Here is a 22362-nt window from a genome sequence, read left to right on the forward strand (position 1 = left end):
GTGATCCCCTCTGGTGAATAAATGAAATCAATCGTGAATCAATTCGCTGTCGTTAATGGCCGGCGGTTTAACCTTTGCGGTCCATTGCGTGGCGGTTTCATAGGCCTGAGCCAGCCGCAGCACCGCCATATCGCGCTGAGGACGCCCGATAATTTGGAGCCCGGTAGGCAACCCTGATGGATTAAATCCGGCCGGCATATTCACGATGGGACAGCCGGAAAGGCTCCCGAGGATGGTGACTTCCATCCAGCGGTGATAGGTGTCCATCGTCCGGCCTGACAGGGTGTCCGGCCAATGGCGGTGTTTGTCGAAGGGAAAAACCTGCGCGCTCGGTAGTATCAGGAAGTCCACCTCATCGAAAAGCGCGAGCAATTTTCTGTAGAGCTGCGTTCTGACCGCCGACGCTGCATGACTTGCATCGCGCTTAACGCCAGCCCGTTCTCTATTTCCCAAAGCGCTTCCGGTTTCAGGAATGTCCGCTTCTCGGGGTCTGCGTAGAGGGGGAAAAGATTGTGCATCACGGCCGCGTGCCGCAGCGTACACCACGCGTTCCAGACCGAGTCGAAATCCATATCAATCACGACGTCGCTCACGTCGCAGCCGAGCGAAGAAAACGTGCTCAGCGCGGCTTCACACAGGGGCAATACGCCGTCTTCGAAGGGGAGGTGGCCCTGAAGATCGCCCAGCCAGCCGATTCGCAGACCGGTACAGTCGCTTTCCAGCGAGGCGGTAAACTGTTCGGCATCGACGTTCAGCGATAGCGGCGCGCGATCGTCCCGACCGGCCTGCGTGGCCAACAGAAGGGCAACGTCTTTGACGCAGCGCCCCATCGGACCTTCATACGCCATCTGGTTGATAAACAGCTCGTTGCTCTCCGTTAGAGGAACGCAGCCCTGCGAAGGGCGGAAGCCAATGACGTTATTGAAGGCGGCGGGGTTACGTAACGAGCCCATCATGTCGCTGCCGTCTGCCACCGGCAGCAGGTACATCGCCAGTGCCGCCGCCGCGCCGCCGCTGCTGCCTCCTGCGGTCAACGCCGGGTGATAGGCATTGCCCGTCGCGCCGAACACCGAATTATAGGTCTGAGAACCTAGCCCAAATTCCGGCGTATTGGTTTTACCGATCACGATGCACCCGCCTGCTTCATTCTTTCCACGATGAGGGCGTCTTTCTCGGGAATGTCCTCTGCGAAAATCCGCGATCCCCGGGTAGTCGGGATCCCTTGCGTGAGCGCCAGATCTTTCACCGCCAAAGGGAATCCATGCATCCAGCCTGATAGTCGCCCTTCGCCAAGGCGAGGTCTTTATCTTCCGCTTCTCTGAGCAGCCGCGATCTTTCCCGCAGGCTGACGATGGCATTAATCTGTGGATTAAACGCTTCAATATGGTCGAGATAGATCGCCATCACTTCCCGACAGGAGATGTCTTTATTCCTGATTAACGCGGAAAGTTGATGCGCGTTGAGCAGAACAAGACGTGGGTTATCAGACATGATCCGGCCCTCTATTTTTCGTCATTCAACACGATGCGGCCAATCACCTGGAATTTTTGACGATCAAAAAGCTTAAACCAGGTGGCGATGGCGGCACCGACGACAAAGCTGGCTAGCACAATCCACGGAATCGCTTTGTAGAACAGTGAATTGGCTGACGCGCCGGCCGCGAAATCCATATTGGCGAACAGCAGATAGACGACGTAAAGCATGCCAATCCCGCCCAGTAACGGCGCCAGAAAGGTTTTAAACCAGTGGCCGTTCTTGCGGTTTTCCGCATGCGCGTGGAAGTAGAAGATGACGGCGAAGGCGCACAACGCTTGAACGATCATGATCCCCATCGTGCCGAGTATCGCCAGCAGCGTGTAGATATCCGCATAGGGATCTTTCCCCGCCATAAGGAACAGGAGAACGATGGCGCTGGCGATCAGCGTTTGCACCGTCGACGCGACATGAGGCGAGCCATGTTTGGGGTGGGTCAGGCCCAGCGTGTTGCCTGAACGTGGGAACAGATTCTCCCGTCCGAGCGCATAGAGGTAGCGCGCGGCGCAGTTGTGGAAGGCCATCCCGCAGGCGAAGGAGCCGGTGATCACCAGAATTTTGAACACGGAAACCGCCCACTCGCCCAGGTATTGGCGCGCCGGGCCATAGAAAATTTCAGCCGCTTGATTCGGGTCTTGCGCCAGCGCGATGGCTTTCTCCGGGCCTGTCCCGGCAATCGCCATCCAGGAAATAAACACATAGAACAGGCCGATGCCAATCACGGCCAGCAGTGTCGCCAGCGGAATGATTTTCTTCGGATTCCGCGACTCTTCGCCATACATGGCGGAGGATTCAAACCCGACCCAAGACCAGAAGGCGAAGAACAGGCCGATACCGGCGTTCGCCCCCGATACGCCCAGCGCGGGCGTAAACGCCTTCAATGGGTTGATCGACTCAGGAACAAAGCCCTGCGGCCCGCCGCCGTGTAACAGCACCGCGCCCGCCACGACGGTAAGGATGATAATTTCCAGCACCAGACAGACGCCCAGCATTTTCGACGTGAGCGAGATATCGAAGTAGCTGAGGACGCCGTTCGCCACCAGCATGCCCAGCGCGAAGACGATCCAGTGCACCTGTATCCCGGACAGCCCGTGGACCAAGTCTTCGCAGAAGAATGCGAAAATGCCGACCAGCGCCGCTTCAAACACGATATAGGTGAGCGTCACCGCGACCCCGGCGGCCATACCGATGACGCGTCCCAGCCCGTGAGAGATGAAGCCATAAAACGCGCCGGTGGCCGTGATGTACTTCGCCATCTGCGCATAACCGACGGCGAACAGCGCCAGAATGATCGTCGCGACCAGAAATCCCGCGGGTGCGTACTGTCCGTTACCGCTCCCCACCGCGATGGGGACATTCCCCAGCATCGCCGTGATGGGCGCGGCAGTGGCGACGGTCATAAACAAGACGCCGGTCAGTCCGACGGCGTTGGGGCGCAGGCGCCGGATCGGCGGGGTACCCGCGTCATTCCCGGCCAGGTGAGTCATTATTTGATTACTCATGCGATGACCACTCCGTCAGGAAATGCAGGATAAGGATTCGGGAAGAATCTGGCCGCCGTCCACAATCAGCGTTTGCCCGGTGATATACCCGGACGCCTGAGAGGCAAAAAACAGCGCGGCGGCGGCAATGTCGTCAACGCTGCCGAGGCGATTCAGGGGGACGGACTTCGCCATCGCGGCAATATAGTCATCTCCCATGTCGGCCAACCCTTCCGTCACGATGTTGCCAGGGAGGATGGCATTGATGGTCACGCGATCTTTCGCCAGCTCTAACGCGGCGGTGCGCATGAAACCCAACTGGGACGCCTTGCTGGAGGCATAGTGCGCCCAGCCCGGATAACCGGTGACGGGGCCGGTGATGGAGGAGGTCAAAATGATGCGACCGTGGCCGGCGGTCTTGAGCCACGGCATGGCGGCCTGCACGCACAAAAAAGTGCCTTTACTGTTCACCGCATGCACTTCATCCCACTGCGCTTCCGTCATTTCGCTGAGCGGCGCGGAAGGGAAAATGCCCGCGTTGCAACACAGCACGTCCAGCCCGCCAAAGTGCTCCGCGCACTGGGCAACGGTCTCTTTCACCTGTAGCGCCACGCTCACATCACAGAGATAGCCCGTCAGGTTCACGCCTGTGGCGCTGGCATGCTGGAGGGCGGACTCCAGCTTGGCCGCATTTCTTGCGGTGATCGCCACATGGGCCCCCTGACGAGCAAAATTCAGCGCCAGCCCCAGCCCAATGCCGCTGCTGCCACCGGTAATCAGTACGTTCTTGCCGCGTATATCGTCGAACATGTGGGTCTCCTTGCTTACGTCAGACCGGGCTGTGTAGGGAATCATCGCTCCGCCGCTTTTCACAGATGCCGCCGGGAAACGATTGCCAATGTCGATAAAGAATAATCACGTAAATGTTGAATGATCAACATTATTTGCTGGGTTTTCGCAAGGTTTAATCTGCGACTTAATGGTGAGCTGTTTTGGTGCGATAAGGGGATTTTTATATTGTTGATTATATTTATTTTATCGGGTTTTTCTGGCTGCGGTTTATACGCAATAGCCGATAATATACAAAACATGCCCCATTGCGGGGCGTCTGATCTTATTAGTGATCATATTTTCTATTAAGCCATTAATATAAAAGGTTATATTTGGAGTGGTTGTATTGGATGATAACTATTTTTGTCGTTGTTCTTGCATAAAATCCAGCTTCAACATAAAAATGTTGTACTTCTGTCAGTTGTTGGATGTTCACTAATGCTTTATGACGAAACGTATATAGAGACTATCAGCCGGTTACTGCGCGCAGAATTGCCTCGATGGGGCGTCAGTGAAGGTTCTGATCTCGCGCTGCTGACCTTTTCCGAAAATGCCACTTTTCTGGTGACGGATGCGATCACCAGTCACCGCTTGGTTTTGCGTGTGCATCGGCCCAATTATTGCGACCACGCTGAAATTGTGTCCGAGCTCGACTGGCTGCTGGCTCTGAAAAGCAGCGGGGTTATCGACGTGGCGGCGCCGCTTCCACAGTTGGATGGCGAACGCGTGGCGCGGCTGGCGGATGAAACGGCTGAGACCTTTGTGGTGGCGTTTGAGTTTATCGCCGGCGCGGAGCCGGATAGCGCGTGCGATCTGTCTGCGTGGTATCGCCATCTGGGGCAAATTGCGGCCCGCCTGCATCTGCATAGCCTGAGTTGGCAAAGGCCGTCGACCTTCACCCGCAAGGTATGGACGTTTGACACCATTATTGGCCAACAGGCGCTCTGGGGGGACTGGCGCTGCCTGAGTGAATTTGCGCCTGATGATCTCGCCCTGCTGGAAGAGACCGAAACCGTGCTGGAAACGCGGCTAGACGACTATGGGTGCTCACCGAACCGCTTCGGGCTGGTACACAGCGACATGAGACTTGCTAACCTGCTGGTGGACGGCGATAAGATGACGGTTATCGATTTTGATGACTGCGGTATTTGCTGGTTTGGCTGGGACTTCGCGACCGCGGTGAGTTTCATCGAAAACGATCCGCTCTTGGCGGATTACCAGTCGGCATGGGTGGAAGGCTATCGGAGCGTCCGTCCGCTTGACCCTCAGGACGAGGCCATCTTGCCCACGCTGGTCATGCTGCGTCGGCTTCAGTTGAGCGCTTGGATCGCCAGTCATGCCGAAACCCCCACCGCCCGGCAGTTAGCCGCCGATTATCCCGCAGGCACCGTGGCGCTGGCCCGGCAGTATCTGCGTGGACAGACACAACGCGTCGCGCGGAGCGCGCAGCAGGAGCCTTCGCAATGAAAGAGAAAAAACAGATTCTCGGCCTCAATCGCTTCGAGAAAAGCGATGTCGTGACGCTCGATGCGGCGCTGACCGAACAGATTGTTCGTCGCCAACACACGCAGGGCGCTTCGTCGGTATTGTTCTACCAGCAGCCGATTGAAATGGTCAGCGCGCGCGGCGTCTGGATGTTCGATGCGGCGGGCAACAGCTATTTGGATATGTATAACAATGTGCCGAGCGTGGGCCACTGTCATCCGCGCGTGGTGGAAGCTATGTGCCGTCAGGCCGGGTTGCTCAACACCAACACCCGCTATTTGTTCCCGGTGCTGGAGCAGTATTCGGAAGCGCTGCTGGCGACGTTCCCCGCGCCGCTCACCAACGTCATTTTCACCTGCACGGGCAGCGAAAGTAATGATATCGCGCTGCGTATCGCCAGAATGGCGACGGGCAAGCAGGGCATCATCGTGACCGAAACGGCCTATCACGGTAATACCACGGCGGTGATGGAAGTGTCGCCATCCGGGCATAAACGGCCTCAGTTGCCGCCTTATGTCCGCACGGTGCCGGCGCCGGATGCCAATACGTCGCAGCCAGGACAGCCGGTGGCGCAGGTCTTTGCCGATGCGGTGCAAGCGGCCATCGATTCGCTGAATGCGGACGGCTTCGGCTGTGCCGCTTTGCTGGTGGATACCATTTTCTCAAGCGATGGCGTTTACGCCGAGCCCGCGGGGTTCCTCGGTCAGGCCGTCGAGCGCGTTCGGGCAAACGGCGGCGTCTTCATTGCTGATGAGGTACAGCCCGGCTTCGGCCGCACGGGCTCGCATTACTGGTGCTTCCAGCGCCATGACGTGGTGCCGGATATTGTGACGCTCGGCAAGCCGATGGGGAACGGTTTCCCAATGGCCGGGGTTATCACACGACCGGAACTGCTCGACCGATTCAGTCAGCAAACCGAGTATTTCAACACCTTTGGCGGCAACCCGGTGGCCGCGGCCACCGGCCTGTCCGTGTTACAGGTGATTCAGGAAGAAGCGCTGCTGGCCAACGCGGATAGCTGCGGCCACTATCTGCGAGCCGGGCTGCGCAGCCTGTCGAAGCTTCATCCGGCGATAAGCGATGTGCGCGGAGCGGGGTTGTTTAACGCAGTCGAATTCCGGCACCCGGATAGCCAGGAACCGGACATGGCGCTGGCGCGCTGGGTGATCAATGAACTCAAAGAAGAGGGCATTTTGATCGGGGCAGCGGGGGCGTATGGCAACAGCCTGAAAATCCGTCCTCCGCTGTGTTTCAGCACCAGCAATGCCAACTTTTTTATCGATAAATTCTCCGCCGTCATGAGCCGCCGCCGACAGCATTAAAAAAACGGCGGTAATACGTGATAACCGGCGCTTTGCGTTTTTGTTGCCTGACGGCGCCGGATATACTGGCGTTCCGGTGACGTTTTATCAGGAGAGATGACGGTCAATGTCAAAAAGGAAAACAGTACGCCAGCAGAACATACTGAGCGAACTGAGTGAATCGCCCAGTTTGCGTATTGTCGATCTGGCGCGGGCTCATCAGGTTTCAACGGAAACCATCCGGCGCGATTTGGATGAGCTGACCCAACAAGGGTTGTTAAATCGCACCTACGGCGGCGCGGTACGGGCGATGAATACAGAGCCTACCGTCACAGAACGTCATCGCCTGTTTACGGAAGAGCGTGAACACATTGCCCGGGAAGCGATGCAGTATCTGCGCGACGGCAAACTGTTCATGATGGGGTCGGGGGCAACGACCGTGCATGTCGCGCGCCGGATGGCGGTCGATCTCCGCGATATCACCGTCATCACGCACTCATTCGGGGTGGCGACCGTGCTGTCGATGAATCCCACCATTCGGGTCATCGTCGCGCCGGGCGATTACATCGCTTCGGAAGGGGCGATGGTCGGCGGACAAACGCTGAATTTCCTGCACCAGTATTACGCCGACTACGCCATTCTTGGCGCCAGCGGCGTGACCTCTGGCGGGCCAAGCGAAGCCCTGATCGATTGCGGCATTATTTATAACACCATGATCCAACGTTCGAACCAGAGCATGGTCGTGGTGGATCATTCGAAATTCGACATGGCATTTCCTTCCAGCTACGCCACCTGGTCGTCGATCGATCGCGTGATCACCGACAGCACGCCCGCAGATCATCTGCTGACCAGCCTAAAGAAAGGCAACGTGGACGTTTCCGTGTGCCGTTAATGAGGCGAAGGCGGGGGAGCGGTGTCGCCTCTAAAACGCTGGGAAGACAACATAACCGCCAATGCGTAGGTCTATCAAACGAGGGTATTACGCAGGCGAGAAGGTGATAGAGACCCGCGTTTTATCCTTTAGGGAGAACCATGGAGGCGGGTTCATCGGTATGGGAGCCGCGTTACGACGCGTTGAGCGTGTTGCGAATCTGACGCGAGGATTATTGATGTGACGGCGATTTTTGGGAGTTAGCTTCGGTTCAGAGGATAGGCGTACTTGCCCAATAAGAAACGGCCAGCTAAACGCTGACCGTCGGGAAGAGGGCGTTAGCGATACACGCCCGGGCTGGGGGAAAACGGTGTGAGGTGTTAAACCAGCGTCTTCAGCGCCTCGGGGGTGAAATCTTCCAATGCGTCCTGCCGGCCCGTTTTGATTTTGGTGACCCAGTTCGGATCGCTCAACAAAGCGCGGCCGACGGCAATCAAATCAAACTCGTCACGTTCCATCCGCTCAACCAGATTGTCGAGATTATCCGGTTTGGCGCCTTCACCGGCAAAAGCGCTCATGAAGTCGCTCGACAGGCCAACGGAACCGACGCTGATTGTCGCCGCCCCGGTCAGTTTCTTCGCCCAACCGGCAAAGTTTAGTCCTTTTTCCCCGTCTACTTCTGGAAACTCAGGTTCCCAGAACCGCCGCTGTGAACAGTGAAGGATATCGACACCGGCATCCACCAACGGAACCAGCCAGTCCGCCATTTCCTCAGGCGTTGGCGCGAGACGCGCCGCGTAGTCTTGTTGCTTCCACTGACTGACGCGCAGGATGAGAGGGAAGTCAGGCCCGACCGCTTTACGCATAGCCTTCACAATCTCGGCCGCGAAACGGGAGCGCTGTTTCAGCGTCGCGCCGCCGTAGCCGTCCGTGCGCAGGTTGGTCCCCGCCCAGAAAAACTGATCGATCAGATAACCGTGTGCGCCGTGAATTTCCGCGACGTCAAAGCCCAGACGCTTGGCGTCGGCCGCGGCCTGACCGAAGGCGGCGACCGTATCGGCGATATCTTCCTCGCTCATCGCCACACCGCGCGGTTGATCGGGGGCAATCAGGCCGGAAGGACTTTCCACCTCGGCATCCGGCGTCCAGTCCGTCAAAAAGCTGACGGTGGAGCCTGTGTGCCACAGCTGCGGCCCCATTTTTCCGCCTGCGGCATGAACATCGTCGATGACTCGTTTCCAGCCCGCTAAGGCTTTCTCACCGTGGAAAAAGGGGATTTGAGCGTCGTTGCGTGAAGCCGGTCGGTCGATGACCGTGCCTTCAGAAAGAATCAGGCCCACCTCGCCTTCGGCGCGGCGTTGGTAATAGGCCGCGATGTGTTCATCCGGTACGCCGCCGACGGCGAATGAACGGGTCATTGGCGCCATCACGATGCGGTTTTTCAGGGTGAGATTTTTAAAATGAAAAGGCTGAAACAGGACGTCGACTTTGGATGAAGCCATAGTATCTCTCCGGTTAGGTTAGCGCCGTTTATAGTATATTATGTATACCACTCGTCAATCAGGTACCCTGATGCTACCTGGTATCTTTGAGGAAACTTCGATGCTGAAACAAGCGGCAGACTGCTCCCTAACGCCATGCCCCCATCGCCTGCTGCTCGACCAGATAGCGGATAAATGGTCAGTGCTGATCCTTGATTCGCTATGTGAAAAACCGTTGCGTTTTAACGTGCTGAAACGCGAGCTGAGAGGCATCACCCAAAAGTCGCTAACGCAAACTCTCCGGCGGCTGCAACGCAACGGCATCATCACGCGGCGAATTATCACCACGTCACCTATTGCGGTGGAATATGAAATAACCCCGTTAGGCCGCACGCTGAAGGAACCTATCGAGGCGCTGTGCGCATGGACCCGGAATTATCTCCCTCAGGTTGAAGCTGCGCGGCAGGCGTTTGATGAGGGGGAGGGGAGCGCGCAATGATCCTCGGTAAGCGCCGCGTAGGCAGGCGTTAACTCATGAGGGTATCTGTCGCTTGATGCCAGAAAGCAAAAGGCCGCTTCAGTTTCCTAAAGCGGCCTTTTAGTTTTGATTTCGCCGATCAGCCAATCAAAACGCTATTCAGGCGGTGGTATTGATATTACGTCCCACCGCCGGATTCGCAGGTAACTGCGGGATAGAGTTGAGAAGGCTGGCTGCGGTGGACTCTTGGTTATCCAAGGTCTTTTTCAGTAGAGCGGTACTCACCTGGCTACTAAGTTCTTGGCTATCAAGGCTGGTAGCCAGTGAAGCGATTTGCGATACATCCATATTGTTCTCCTATTCAATATAAGAAAAAGGAACGAACTGCGACTTAACTCTAAGCTTAAATTATCATCGGTAATTTGGTCATTAACTTTAAAAGAATAAGACACTCACCTGTATTCAGGGGGATGGCATATACCGCGTTAATGGCGTCGCTAAATCGCGCTTTATTGGATGCGGAAGCCGCACATATTAGGACAGATTTCACCTGCTAACATGATGAATAATAATATGAATAGGTCGTTGTTTTGATCTATGAATTAAACAACGCGCAATGCGTTTTGGTACTGAAGTTGATCTCGCTAAGCGAAAGCATCGTATTCATATTTTGCGCACTTTACGCCTGTTCCGGTGCTAGCGAGCTTTGCACAGAAACATGTCTGGGCGTTATTGCTGACGCGCTGGAATTCGGGCAATCACCTTGATTTCAAAATCGAATCCCGCCAGCCAGTTAACACCTACGGCAGTCCAGTTTGGATAAGGAGGTTGAGGAAAAATAACGTTTTTCACCCGCATAAACGTCGAAAATTGATTATCAGGGTCCGTATGGAAAGTGGTCACGTCCACCAGATCGTCAAATGTACATCCTGCGGCGGCAAGAGTTGCCTTGAGGTTATCGAAAGCAAGCTGTACCTGTGCGGCGTAATCCGGCTCCGGCGTACCGTCCGGGCGGCTGCCGACCTGACCAGAAACAAACAGCATATCGCCTGAGCGCATTGCTGCGGAATAACCGTGTTCTTCATAAAGCGCATGGCGGCCAGCGGGAAAAATGGGTTCAGGTTGGGTCATCGTGTTTCCTTTTTCTTTAATCAGCGTGTCGTGGGCAATGCAAGGCGCGTGTAAGTGATTTAATATACGCGGCGTATATTAAAACTAGCACACATACGGAGCGTATGTAAAATTGCATACGTCACGTATGTGAAAAGGAGATCGCATGGTTGCTAAACGCCGTACTCAAAAAATGGAAGAGAATCGCGTCAAATTAATCGCGGCAGGGCGAAAAGCATTCGCTGACAAGGGGTTTGCCGCCGCATCTATGGATGACCTGACCGCGAGCGTCGGTTTGACTCGTGGGGCGCTATATCACAATTTTGGCGATAAGAAAGGATTGCTGGCCGCAGTTGTCGCGCAGGTTGATGGTGAAATGGCGCAACGCGCGAAAGCGGCTGCGGCCTCTGCCGATGACGATTGGGAGAGACTTTTGGCCGAAGGCATTGCTTATATCCAGATGGCGCTGGATGCAGAAGTGCGCCGCATCGTTCTTCTCGATGGTCCGGCTTTTCTCGGCGACCCCTCACAATGGCCCAGCCAGAACAGCTGCCTGGAGTCCACCCGACAGAGTATTGAAAATATGATAGAACGCGGCGTGCTCAAATCTGTAAACGCGGATGCCGCTGCACATCTGTTAAATAGCGCCGCGATGAACGCCGCACTTTGGATAGCGACGAGCGACGATCCGCAGCAGGCGCTCCCAAAAATGATTGAGGTATTCACGTTACTGGCAAGTGGCTTACGCGATGGTGCTCACGAAAAATAGTGGATACCCCTATCCAAACCTCGTGTGGGGCATGGATTTTGTCTCTGACGCCTTGTTCTACGGGCGTCGGTTGCATCTGCTGACAGTGATTGACCTCCATCCACGCGAATGTTTGGGGATCTGCATGGGTCAGAATCTTCGCTCAAGCGAAGTTGCAGCGATGCTGAACAGCATAGCGCTCAGGCGACCTTCGCCACAGTTACTTGAAAACCGACAATGGTTCTGAATTTGCAGGGAAAATGCTGGATAAATGGGGGTAAGAACGGGCGGTAAGGATTGACTTTTCCCGACCCGGGCCCCCCACAGATAATGCCACGGTGGAGTCTTTTAACGGCAGGCTGCGGCAGGAGTGCCTGAATGAGAACGTCACGCCCGTTGACCGCTCGCATCTGACAGTCAACACAGAAAACAAAAAGCCCGCTTAAGTTTCCCTGCGCGGGCTTTTCTCATTGGAGATTCTCGCGCTGGGACAGTCTCTGTCAGTCACGGGCTAATGAGCCCATGACCTTGATTGAGTCTCATAACAAAGCCAGTCCAGGGAGATAGATTTTACGGCGTTCGATCTGACTGATTGCCCTCAAATTCAGAGAGTTGGATGTTCAGCAGATTTATATTCATACCGTTTTCGGTACGCTGAATCCTCATCAAAAGCGCGTAAGAAAAAATCCAGTAACAGACGCATTTTTTCCGGCATAAAGCGGCGGTGTGGATAGACCGCAAAAATATGATGCTGCGGCAGCAGATAACCGGGGAGCAGGGGCACGAGCCGACCGTCAGCCAGCGCCGGGCCAACGATGAATGTCGGCATCTGAGCGATCCCAGTCCCGGTCAGCAAGGCTTCATACAGTACCTCACTATTGTTTACCTTATAGTTGCCACGGGGGAAGACACGCTCCTGGCCATACGGGCCATCAAAGGTCCAGGCCGCGCCACCACGATAATAAGAATAGAGCAGGCAGTTATGCTTATTTAATTCATCTGGCGTGTTGGGTGTGCCGTACTGGTGAAGATACTGGGGGGAGGCGCAAAGAACGCTGGTACAGGGTGACAAAGGGCGGGCGATAAGGGAAGAGTCACTGAGCTGTCCAATACGAATCCCCATATCGAATCCCTCACCGACTAAATCCACCATCCTGTCGTCCATTGACATATGCAGTTCGATTTGTGGGTTTTGCTGCAGAAACCGCGGAATAAGCGGAGAGATATGTAGCCTGCCGAATACCATCGGAACGGTTATCCGCAACAGACCTTGCGCGGTGTCCTGCATTTTGGATATCGCGTCCTGCCCCTCCTTGACCAGCAAATTAGCGGCCCTGGCATATTCATAATATTTCAGGCCGGCTTCTGTCAGGCTGATTTTACGCGTGGTTCTGTTTAGTAATCTGATACCGAGTTCGTCTTCGAACTGGCTGATTCGTTTACTCACTGCGGACTTAGTGACCGCCAGTTTACGGGCTGCGCTCGAGAAGCTTCCTGTTTCAACCACCGCAATGAAAAACGGAATTGTATCGAAATTATCCATTTTATTGGCAACCACTCGTAAACAATGTGTTTCTTTCGGATTGGCTTATACCTTATCTGATTTTTTTTTAAAATATTACTGAATTGTTCAGGAGTGTTTAAGTTATGCGTACCACTGGCGGTATTCTCTCACTGGCTGTCGGCGCGGGGGTGTTGCTAACCGTAATGATCACGACTAACAGCTACCTTGCGACATGGAATTCACCGCTGATAGCCTCCTGGTTTGCGCATGGTTCGGGCGCTATCGTCGCCTGGCTGTTGCTGTTGGGATTGAGCAGACGCAAAAACGTTTTTGCGCATCCCGGACAGGGTAAAGCGCCGACGTGGAGCTATCTCGGCGGGATCCCCGGGGCCTTCACGGTACTATTGGCGGCCATTGCGGTAAACAGCCCACTAGAACTTGCCGGAACACTGGGACTCATGCTCACGGGGCAGATCATTTTCGGTTTGTTATCGGACCTGCGAGGATGGTTTGGCGTCATCAAGTGCCGCTTTTCTGGGCTGGATCTTCTCTCTCTCTCGCTCATCCTAAGCGGCAGCGCGTTGCTGATAATATATAGATAATCTTATGATAACTTTCATCGTTATTGCTCTGTTTAATGGCGTATGTATCAGCCTGAGTCGCTCCATCAATGGTCGTCTGAGCATGGAGCGTAACGCTTTCTATGCTTCGTTGTGGAACCACATTGTCGGTTTTGTTTTCCTGACCATTATCATTGTCGTTCAGGGAAAGGCTTCTCCTCTTTTCATTTTGATGCGCCTTTTTATGCGTACTTAGGGGGGGCAATGGGGGCGCTGTTTGTGGCGATTAACAGCTTCGTATTGCCACGAGCCGGGTCGACACAGGCGGCATTGATGATTATCAGTGGTCAGATGATTTCCGGTGTGGTGATCGATCAGATTATCCATCCAGCAAATAACGTGTGGCTTGATTTACTCGCGGTAGTGCTCATTATTTCAGGTATTTGGGTATCGAAAATATCATCGGCAAAAAAAAGCGCACAGCCGTTATTGTTTAAGGATAAACATAAAGAGAAAGATCTTTGATGATGCATGCGTCACGGTTTGGATTATTAGGGCGCGTTTCATCTACGCTCAACTTAGGCTGCGTCGATTTATTATCTGCCTGACGCAGTGGTCTATTCGTCTCCCTTCATCATCCTGCCGGCAATAACAGAGAAGCGCTTTCTGTTTCATTTTTTTCACAATAATATCGGATTTAAGACCCCACTCCCGATGGCTTATGCTGGCGATTTAGGTGTGAAGATGAGTGGCTGCAGTCGCAATATAAAATGGTCTAATTATCGACTAAGCGTATTTTGCCGATGGGCTTGCTTCAAGTTGGCTATTATCCATAAGGTTTCTCTTAAATATGATGTGGGAGATGTGAGGGGAAAACTTACACTGATGATTATCACGGCAGGGTATTTGAAATCGGTAGTTGACGGGTAATCTATAGCCCATCGTTGGCATGAAAAACATAATAATTTCGATTTATATAAAAAAAATAAAACTGTTGAGTTAAAGGAAACTGTTATTTTCCTTGATATCAGCTAGTAAAATGTGACCAACCACATAATATCCATTCTACGGTTTATTAGGATATCAATGGAGTGGGTTGACTTATGCCGCATATCAACATGAAGCATTTCCCGTCATTAACTAATAAACAGCGCGATGATCTCGCCAGTATCTTTATTCATGAAATAAGCCGTATTGTTAACTGCCCGCCTGAATTTATTTCTGTAGCTTTTGAGCCTGTCGAACCTGAAATATGGATGAATGACATTTATCAGAATGAAATATTACAGAAAAAGCAATTCACGCATACTTTTCCTAATTATAACGTCACCACGGAGAAGGCATCGAAATGAAACCGTATCGAAATACTGATTTATTATCTTATAGTGAAGAGGTCCTGGACGCATTAAATAGCGGGAAACCCGTTGTTGCGCTGGAGTCGACCTTTATTTCTCACGGCCTTCCCTATCCAGAAAATCTGGCCACAGCATTAAAAATAGAACAAGAGGTCAGACATCAAGGCGCTACTCCCGCTACTATCGGGCTGGAAAATGGCAAATTCCTCATTGGCATGACAGAAAAAGAGATCGATCGCTTCGCTTCGGCGAAAGGTATTTCGAAAATCACCAGCCGGGATTTACCTGTTGTTATGGCGCAGCGTGGAATGGGCGCGACGACGGTGGCTTCTTCGCTGGTGGCGGCAGAACTTGCAGGTATTGCGTTTCTTGCTTCCGCCGGCATTGGCGGGGTGCATCGTGGCGCAGAGAAAAGTATGGATATATCCGCCGACCTTATTCAGTTTACCCGTTCGAAAGTGGCGGTGGTGTGCGCCGGAGCAAGAATATTTTGGATCTTGGCTTAACGCTGGAATATTTAGAAACGCAATGTGTCCCCATCATTTCCTGGCAGTCGGATGATTTTCCGGCTTTTTATTGCGAAAGCAGCGGATTCCGTAGTCCACATCGCATTGATGACGACATGCAGGTCGCCAGTATTATTGAGCAACACTGGCGGCTGGGAAATAACAGCGCCGTACTGATTACTGCGCCTGTTAACAAAGCGGACGCGATCGATCGCGATGAAGTTGAGGGTATTATTCAGCAGGCTGCGGAACAGGCTGAGCGGGAGGGTATTCACGGTCCCGGCGCAACGCCTTACCTGATGCGCGCGGTCGCCAAAGCGACTAAAGGCAAAACCGTCAAAGCCAATATTTCAGTCTTGATCAGCAATGCGGGTGTCGGGGCACGGCTGGCGGCTGCTCATGCGCGCCTCCTACAGGGTGAGGTCTGAACATGTCTCCGGTGCTGGCCATTTTCGACCTTGATGGAACATTAGTGGATACGCCCTCAGGCATTGTTCAGGCTTTCAGCAGTGTCTTGCGCGAGAACGGACGGCCCGCCATTCATCAACAGGATATCCGGCAAACTATTGGACTACCGCTGGAAATCGCCTTCACGCATTTGATGGATATTCCCGCCGAGGACTCGCGGATGCCGCAACTGGTGGCTGCATACCAGCAGGCTTTTCGTCAGCAGGTTCTGCCCCGGGCTGCGCAACTTGTTTTCCCTGGGGTTATCGATGGGCTGAAAAAACTGCAGGCTCGTGGCGTTATCCTTACCGTGGCGACCAGTAAAGTGTCTAAAAGCGCGCATGCTTTGCTGGAAGCAGCAGGGTTATCACCTTTTTTTGCCAAAGTCCTGGGCGCTGATGATGTGGCTCATCCGAAACCCCATCCTGAAATGGCGCAGGTTTTGATGGCGGCCTTTCAGGTCCCCGCCGCCCAAACCTGTATGGTCGGCGATACTTCCCATGATTTGCTGATGGCGCAACAGGCGGGAATTATCGGGCTGGGAGTAGCGTGGGGCGTGCATAGCAGGGAACAACTCGGGCGACGGCAACCACGACAGATCGCCACCACTTTTGATCAAACAGTCGATGCGATTCTGACGATGCAAACTCAACGGGCGCCTGACTGACCTTTAACCTCAGCAAAATAGCTTCAACAACAAAGTATTTTGCGTTTGCGAGTGGACGAATACGTTATGGCTTCTACTATCTCCCCTGCTGAGAGGATGACTGACGCCGGTCAGTCCCGTGAGGCACGAATTGATGCACTGTTGGCTGATACTTCCCATCATATTGAATTTAATGGGCACCTTTCGAATCATAGTAAGCATGCCGTCGTGGCGCTGGCGGGACTGGGCGCGTCAGCGAACAGAATCGAAGAATATTATTACCAGTATGCTAAAGAAACGACTTATGGCTTTGGCCTCGAGCCCAAACGACCTTCACGTTACACGGTGACTGATGAAAACTGTCTGTCATTGCTAGGGCGACGGACCAGTTTTTCCAGCTGGTGTCACTATTTTTCTTCCCTTACGGAACGGGAGGGGCTGCCTGCCGTGCTGGAAAAATGGATGCCCGTCCTGCTACCCGGCTGGGTTGGCGCTTTTACGCATGCGACGATCCACTTGGGGTGGGGGCTGGACTATGGGCATCCACGCATGATTACCGAAGGAATGGCGTACATGGCGTTCTCATGGGTTTCGTGTCATCCGGAACGTCAAACCGCATCTTGTCTTACCGGGGATGCCACGGCTCTCGAGTCCCTGATCGCTATCAGCACAGCGCTGGAACAGCGCAATACTGAATATCAGACGTGGGTGCAGCGGGTTCAGAATGGCGAGATCGCGCCAGAAAAAGCCGCTTGCCACTCGGAATTGAAACGCTCGGGTTTGCAATATCTTATTGCAATGTCGGTTGCGGAAGGCCACCCGCTTATGGATGCAGTACCCGGCTGGTTATGCCATGGACAAATGGACACAGTGTGGCAGCAACTCTACTACGCTGTTGCCATTATTTATCTGGCGCGGCCTGGTGATTTCGTTAATCTGCATTTAATTACCTCACTGCATGCGATGGAACACATCGCCAGCCAGCTTCCGGAGCACCAGCATCGTGACGTCGTGCGGCTATACTGGCAGGGGATGATGGGCATTCTGTTCTCCAGTGGTGATTTTCCTGATGCACAGACGATGGCCCATCTGGATTCCAGACTTAAAAATCAGTTTGACGATATGCAGAAACCGGACGTGCAACAATACTGGCAAAACATTATTACCGCCGCGATTGCTGAAGCAGAAGAGCATAATCCAAAATTGGTTTATGTTATGCGAAAATTATGGGAAAGAACGCACGGGCTCTCTATTTATCGCGAATCAGCCGGTTCTTTTACTACGACACCTGAACTTCCGGAAAGTTTTTTACAGCAAGCCGATGATAGTATTTAAAGATAATAAAATGGCACTGTCATTAGACTGATATTAGAAGAAATACGTTATATTTTTCGAGGAAGTTAATAATGTCTCTGAATACAAATAATAGTGACTTGGCCAGGGTCATTGATGACGCTCGTCCGTTTGTTGTTGATTCTGCTGCTACGCTTATTTCTTTATTTAAACAACAAATGGAATATGAACCCTTAGCTCCTGCCATCATATTCCGCCAGGAAATTGTGACCAGAATAAATCTCTGGCAACAAGCCGCATCAATGGCTCGTTATCTGATGGAAAACGTTGACTGCAAAGACCAATGCGTGGGGTTGTTTGTTGAGCCATCCGTGTCACTAATAAGCGGGGCATGGGGCATTATGTTATCCGGTAATGGCTATTTGCCGCTGTCCCCCGAATATCCTAAGGAACGCTTGCGCTATATGCTGGAAGACAGCCGGGCGGCCGTCGTTTTTACCCAGGAGCACCTGCGTCCACAGCTTGCACAATTAGCGCCGCCTGAGGTTCATATTTTTACCGAACAGGATGTGAAGAAATATTTGGCGCAATTGACTTCCTCAATAACAGCACGGGAGGAATATCCCTTATCACCAGATACGCTGGCTTACGTTATTTACACCTCAGGTAGTACAGGCAAACCGAAAGGCGTGATGATTGAGCAGCGTAGCATCGTCAATCAAATGCAATGGCTGGCCCGTGAATATCAGCTCAATGCACAAACGCGTATTCTGCAAAAAACGCCGATGAGTTTTGATGCGGCGCAATGGGAAATTCTCGCTCCGGCCTGCGGCTCCACCGTCATTATGGGAGAGCCAGGTATTTATAAAGACCCTCCGCGTCTCATCGCCACTATTCGCCGCTACCAGGTGACGGCCTTGCAATGCGTTCCCACCCTTTTAAAGGCTATTTTGGATGATGATGACATTCTGCAATGTGTCAGCCTTAAGCAGATTTTCAGCGGCGGTGAGGTACTGCATAAACGTTTGGCGATGCTCTGTCTTGAGACATTACCCCGTTGTCAGCTGGTGAATCTTTATGGGCCGACAGAATGTACGATTAATAGCTCGGCTCTGACCGTTAATAAAGAGGTGCTGGAAAAAGAATCAGACATGGTTTCGATCGGTCGTCCCATTGATAACATGCGCTACTCTATTTTGGATGAAACGTTGCGTCCGGTCGAGGCGGGAGAAACGGGGGAGCTGTATATCAGCGGGGTGGGATTAGCGCGGGGTTATTTGCACCGGCCTGAAATGACCCGAGAACGTTTCCTGCTCGATCCCTCTCAGACGGGAAACCGGTTGGCAAGGATGTATAAAACGGGCGATCTGGCTCGCTGGGGGGAGAATGGCACCGTTAGTTATTCTGGCCGTACTGACAACCAGATTAAATTACGCGGCTACCGCATTGAGCTGGATGAGATACGCTCCGCCATTGAGAAACATGACTGGGTCAGAAACGCCGCCGTTATCGTCAAAAATGATCCTCACACGGGCTACCAGAATTTAATTAGTTTCGTCGAATTGAATAATAAAGAAGCCACGCTGATGGACCAAGGGAATGCGGAAAGTCATCATTATTCAAAGGCAAATAAGGCTCAGGTTTATATGCAACTCGCGAATACAGGATGTCGCGATGAAAACGAAAATGATTGGGTTATCAACCTACCGGGTTCTCAGGAAACGCCGCAGCAGCGGGCGATGGCGTTTGGCCGTAAAACTTATCGTCACTATGAAGGCGGAATTGTTAGCGAACAAGATCTTCGGAATATGCTTAGTGAACAGCCGCCATTAGGGCAGCCGGCGGAGCTTTCCACACTGTCATTGGCTTCTTTAGGAACGCTACTGCGCTACTTTGGGCGTTTTACGAGCGATGAACGTATTCTGCCGAAATATACCTGGTCCTCGCCGGGAGCATTATATGCAACCCAGCTTTATGTCGAACTGGTGGGTATCGCTAGTCTTGAGAAGGGGATTTATTATTATCATCCAGTGAAACATCAGCTGGTATTTTGCTCTGAGACCTTAGTTGACGAATCACCTTTTTTCCGCTGCCACTTCATCGGCAAAAAAATGGCGATAGAACCTATTTATAAAAACAATATTGAGGAGGTGCTCAATTTTGAGGCGGGGCACATGCAGGGCGTGCTGGACTATATTCTGCCGGGTTTTGGTTTTAGCATCGTTGCTCAACAGCCTTGTCCTGAAGTGAAGTTACACCTCGGCGCTGCGGATGAGGACTATTATCTGACCAGTTGTCGTATCGATAGCTATCGGCAGAATCCGCCACTGCCGGTGGATATTCTGGTGCAGGCGATGTCGGATAAAGTTGCCGGGTTGGAGGCAGGTCTCTATCGCTATCAAAATAATACATTCCAATTAGTAAGCCGCCAGCTGGTGCAGAAAAAACACGTTATCGCGATTAACCAGAAAGTGTACGAAAACGCTTCCTTTGGTATTGCCCTGCTGAGTAGGGAACAAACGGGCTGGCAGAAATATGTCACCTTGGGGAGGCAAATGCAGCGCCTGATGAGTAATAACTGGCTAATGGGGCTAATGGGGCTAATGGCGTCAGGCTACAGCTCTGAAACCGGTAATGATTTGCCTTCCGCCATTGTATTAAAGAACATTCTCTCAATGCGGCGCGGAGCTTCCTATTTCTGTGTAGGCGGACGTATTACCGAACAGCAAAAACAAAGCGAGGGAATGAAAGAAGACATTGTTCATATGAAGGGGCCTGCGGAGATTTTGCGAGATGATCTAGTGCGTTTCCTGCCCATATATATGGTGCCAAATAAGATTATCGTGCTAGAGAAATTGCCGCAGACGGCAAACGGGAAAATTGATATTCAGAGTCTGTCCGCGCATAAGATTGAGCTTGCCCATAAGACGATTGTTTTACCTCGTACAGCATTAGAAAAACAAATTGCGGAGATATGGCAAACCTGCCTCAAACAACCGCAATACTCAATCGACGATAATTTTTTTGAAGCCGGTGGCAATTCGCTCATCGCCGTGGCTTTTTTGACACGCTTAAATAAATCGCTGAATTGTCATTTACCGGTTCAGGTGATTTTTACTGCGCCGACCATCGAAAAACTGGCTCTGTATATTGTCGCCAGTTCATTAGACGCTGCTGATACTTCACGATTGATCCCTTTGCAGCCGCGGGGGCGCCAGAACCCGGTATTCTGTTGGCCAGGTTTAGGCGGCTATTGCATGAACCTGAGAACGCTGGCTGTTACGCTTTCATCAACTCGGCCATTTTACGGCATTCAGGCCAGTGGTATTAACGCTGGCGAAGCTATCTTCCCAACCATAAAAGAAATGGCGGAACGCGATATTCAGCTTATCAAACAAAAACAGCCGCAGGGGCCATATGTGCTTTGGGGATACTCATTTGGTGCGCGTGTGGCATTTGAAACCGCCTGGCAACTTGAATGTGCAGGCGAACAAGTGAAAGAGCTGATTCTAATCGCGCCGGGATCGCCAACAGTGCGTCAAGAATCAGCTGCACTTCATGCTTATGAAGCTAGTTTTACCAATCCAACTTACCTGACAATTTTGTTCTCGGTTTTTATGGGAAGCATTCAGCATCCATTGCTGGAACAGTGCCTATTGCAGGTCACAACACGTGATGACTTTATTGATTTCATTGCCAGGCACCATGAAGCGCTAGTGTACGAGCAGATCGCACGTATAACGAATATTGTGGGGCAGACATTCGAGTTTACTTACAGCTTCCATGAACTCAATCAACGCAAAATAAAGGCGCCAGTGACCGTGATAAAAGCACAGGGTGATGATTACTCATTTATCGAAGGCAGCGAATGCTTTTCTGTTGTCCCCCCCAACATAATCACCTTGAAAGCAGACCACTATCAGTTACTGAAAGAGAGCCACATTGATGAACTGATGAGCGCCATTGGCTGAACGAGAGGGGGATGGATATTAATTCGTGCATCCGTTGTCGTGCCCGGTAGCGCGAAGTCAATGCGCCCCCCGTTCACGAGCCCAATCAATAAGGTGAAGATTGTGTCTGGCTATCAGAAGCGCGAAGGGTAGATTCGAACTTATTTCACTGCTTGCTTCGGGCCACGATGATCGTCAGGTAGTTGCTATTCCAAGTGAAGAGTTGGGGGCAGTCCAAACCAACCTGACCCCAAATCTGACCACCATTTTTTCCCGATGCGGAGAAAAAGCCTAAAACGCAGTTGAAAGCGTTCTCGTTACCTTACCGCATCAAAGCGATACGAAAACTTGCTCAGACACATGAAAAACAAAAATCCCGCTTAAGTTTCCTTAAGCGGGATTTTCTAAATATGGCTCCTCTGACTGGACTCGAACCAGTGACATACGGATTAACAGTCCGCCGTTCTACCGACTGAACTACAGAGGAATCGGTAAGTGCGGTGGATGATAGCGGGAGTGCCGGGGCTTGTCAAAGCAAGATATGAATCTCCGTGATCGTTTGATGAACTTATAATCAACTCATTGAATTTTCGGATTTAGTGGACGTATTCGATTGTGAGCACTATGGCGATAGACGCCATATGCACTTCACCGTGGCAGCGATTGCACCATCATGGTGCCGTCAGGTGGGGTGGACTGAAATCGGTCAGTTCTGAGGTGGAAGCGTCGCACTCGCTGACCATTGCTTTTACTTATTTATAAGTGAGTTAAGTCCTAAAACG

19 protein-coding genes, 1 tRNA gene and 3 pseudogenes are annotated in these 22362 nt (G+C 52.4%); 14 read left to right on the forward strand and 9 right to left on the reverse strand.

Annotated elements, in window-relative coordinates:
* Nucleotides 1-27: 27 nt before the first annotated feature.
* The 4 genes and pseudogenes from AU509_RS19010 to fabG all read right to left on the reverse strand — a co-directional run bounded on the left by AU509_RS19010 (nt 28) and on the right by fabG (nt 3824).
* Nucleotides 28-1267, reverse strand: a pseudogene (locus tag AU509_RS19010) (amidase).
* A complete protein-coding gene (locus AU509_RS18245) occupies nt 1243-1491 on the reverse strand; it encodes a hypothetical protein (protein ID WP_217809646.1) in 249 nt (82 codons plus the stop codon). The pseudogene AU509_RS19010 and the gene AU509_RS18245 overlap by 25 nt, the downstream one beginning before the upstream one ends.
* Nucleotides 1492-1502: 11 nt before the next feature.
* Nucleotides 1503-3035, reverse strand: coding sequence for an APC family permease (locus AU509_RS01225; protein ID WP_094117453.1), 1533 nt, complete (start codon nt 3033-3035; stop codon nt 1503-1505).
* A 15-nt stretch (nt 3036-3050) separates the two neighbouring features.
* Nucleotides 3051-3824 (reverse strand): 3-oxoacyl-ACP reductase FabG, encoded by a 774-nt coding sequence (gene fabG, locus AU509_RS01230; protein WP_094117454.1) that lies wholly within the window; start codon nt 3822-3824, stop codon nt 3051-3053.
* A 459-nt stretch (nt 3825-4283) separates the two neighbouring features.
* On the opposite strand from fabG, the gene AU509_RS01235 reads away from it, so the two are divergent.
* The 3 genes from AU509_RS01235 to AU509_RS01245 all read left to right on the forward strand — a co-directional run bounded on the left by AU509_RS01235 (nt 4284) and on the right by AU509_RS01245 (nt 7523).
* On the forward strand, nt 4284-5312 hold the full coding sequence (locus AU509_RS01235; RefSeq protein WP_094117455.1) for a phosphotransferase enzyme family protein: 1029 nt from the start codon (nt 4284-4286) through the stop codon (nt 5310-5312).
* Nucleotides 5309-6652, forward strand: coding sequence for an aspartate aminotransferase family protein (locus AU509_RS01240; RefSeq protein ID WP_094117456.1), 1344 nt, complete (start codon nt 5309-5311; stop codon nt 6650-6652). The genes AU509_RS01235 and AU509_RS01240 overlap by 4 nt, the downstream gene beginning before the upstream one ends.
* Before the next feature lie 106 nt (nt 6653-6758).
* Complete coding sequence (locus AU509_RS01245; RefSeq protein ID WP_094117457.1) at nt 6759-7523, forward strand: DeoR/GlpR family DNA-binding transcription regulator; 765 nt, start codon at nt 6759-6761, stop codon at nt 7521-7523.
* A gap of 359 nt (nt 7524-7882) precedes the next feature.
* Here the strand turns inward: AU509_RS01245 and AU509_RS01250 are convergent, their stop codons facing one another.
* Nucleotides 7883-9004, reverse strand: a complete 1122-nt coding sequence (locus tag AU509_RS01250) for an NADH:flavin oxidoreductase (protein WP_085650915.1) — start codon at nt 9002-9004, stop codon at nt 7883-7885.
* A gap of 100 nt (nt 9005-9104) precedes the next feature.
* Between AU509_RS01250 and AU509_RS01255 the strand changes: the two genes are divergently transcribed.
* Entirely contained in the window at nt 9105-9482 is a 378-nt protein-coding gene (locus AU509_RS01255; RefSeq protein WP_244200969.1) for a winged helix-turn-helix transcriptional regulator, read from the forward strand.
* Between the two features lie 138 nt (nt 9483-9620).
* Here the strand turns inward: AU509_RS01255 and AU509_RS01260 are convergent, their stop codons facing one another.
* Complete coding sequence (locus AU509_RS01260; RefSeq protein WP_085650913.1) at nt 9621-9809, reverse strand: YjfB family protein; 189 nt, start codon at nt 9807-9809, stop codon at nt 9621-9623.
* A gap of 381 nt (nt 9810-10190) precedes the next feature.
* Nucleotides 10191-10592: a RidA family protein gene (locus tag AU509_RS01265; RefSeq protein ID WP_094117458.1), complete on the reverse strand. Its 402-nt coding sequence runs from the start codon at nt 10590-10592 to the stop codon at nt 10191-10193.
* Between the two features lie 145 nt (nt 10593-10737).
* Here AU509_RS01265 and AU509_RS01270 point away from each other — a divergent pair, with 145 nt between their 5' ends.
* Both AU509_RS01270 and AU509_RS18385 read left to right on the forward strand, forming a co-directional pair.
* Nucleotides 10738-11340 (forward strand): TetR/AcrR family transcriptional regulator, encoded by a 603-nt coding sequence (locus AU509_RS01270; protein ID WP_085650911.1) that lies wholly within the window; start codon nt 10738-10740, stop codon nt 11338-11340.
* Between the two features lie 13 nt (nt 11341-11353).
* A pseudogene (locus AU509_RS18385) lies at nt 11354-11699 on the forward strand (DDE-type integrase/transposase/recombinase); the annotation flags it as partial.
* 224 nt (nt 11700-11923) lie between these two features.
* Here the strand turns inward: AU509_RS18385 and AU509_RS01280 are convergent.
* A complete protein-coding gene (locus AU509_RS01280; protein WP_094117459.1) occupies nt 11924-12862 on the reverse strand; it encodes a LysR family transcriptional regulator in 939 nt (312 codons plus the stop codon).
* Between the two features lie 104 nt (nt 12863-12966).
* Here AU509_RS01280 and AU509_RS01285 point away from each other — a divergent pair, with 104 nt between their 5' ends.
* From AU509_RS01285 to AU509_RS01315, 8 genes and pseudogenes are all read left to right on the forward strand, one after another.
* Nucleotides 12967-13425, forward strand: a complete 459-nt coding sequence (locus AU509_RS01285; protein WP_094117460.1) for a DMT family transporter — start codon at nt 12967-12969, stop codon at nt 13423-13425.
* 4 nt (nt 13426-13429) lie between these two features.
* On the forward strand, nt 13430-13639 hold the full coding sequence (locus AU509_RS18390) for a DMT family transporter (protein WP_254901494.1): 210 nt from the start codon (nt 13430-13432) through the stop codon (nt 13637-13639).
* An 8-nt stretch (nt 13640-13647) separates the two neighbouring features.
* Nucleotides 13648-13908, forward strand: coding sequence for a DMT family transporter (locus AU509_RS18395; RefSeq protein WP_244200967.1), 261 nt, complete (start codon nt 13648-13650; stop codon nt 13906-13908).
* Nucleotides 13909-14486: 578 nt separating this feature from the next.
* The gene (locus AU509_RS01295; protein ID WP_094117461.1) at nt 14487-14735 is read left to right on the forward strand and encodes a tautomerase family protein; all 249 of its coding nucleotides are present in this window, start codon (nt 14487-14489) and stop codon (nt 14733-14735) included.
* Nucleotides 14732-15672 (forward strand): annotated as a pseudogene (locus AU509_RS01300) (pseudouridine-5'-phosphate glycosidase). Before AU509_RS01295 ends, AU509_RS01300 begins: the two are co-directional and overlap by 4 nt.
* Nucleotides 15673-15674: 2 nt before the next feature.
* Nucleotides 15675-16358: an HAD family hydrolase gene (locus tag AU509_RS01305; protein WP_094117462.1), complete on the forward strand. Its 684-nt coding sequence runs from the start codon at nt 15675-15677 to the stop codon at nt 16356-16358.
* A gap of 66 nt (nt 16359-16424) precedes the next feature.
* Nucleotides 16425-17672, forward strand: a complete 1248-nt coding sequence (locus AU509_RS01310) for a questin oxidase family protein (protein ID WP_094117463.1) — start codon at nt 16425-16427, stop codon at nt 17670-17672.
* 71 nt (nt 17673-17743) lie between these two features.
* Nucleotides 17744-21601 carry an amino acid adenylation domain-containing protein gene (locus AU509_RS01315; protein WP_094117464.1) on the forward strand — a complete coding sequence of 1286 codons (3858 nt, stop codon included), beginning with the start codon at nt 17744-17746 and terminating at the stop codon, nt 21599-21601.
* Nucleotides 21602-21991: 390 nt separating this feature from the next.
* On the opposite strand, the gene AU509_RS01320 is transcribed toward AU509_RS01315, so the two are convergent.
* Nucleotides 21992-22067, reverse strand: a tRNA-Asn gene (locus AU509_RS01320).
* Nucleotides 22068-22362 lie beyond the last annotated feature (295 nt).

It is taken from the genome of Lonsdalea britannica (genome assembly GCF_002111595.1).
Classification (GTDB): domain Bacteria; phylum Pseudomonadota; class Gammaproteobacteria; order Enterobacterales; family Enterobacteriaceae; genus Lonsdalea; species Lonsdalea britannica.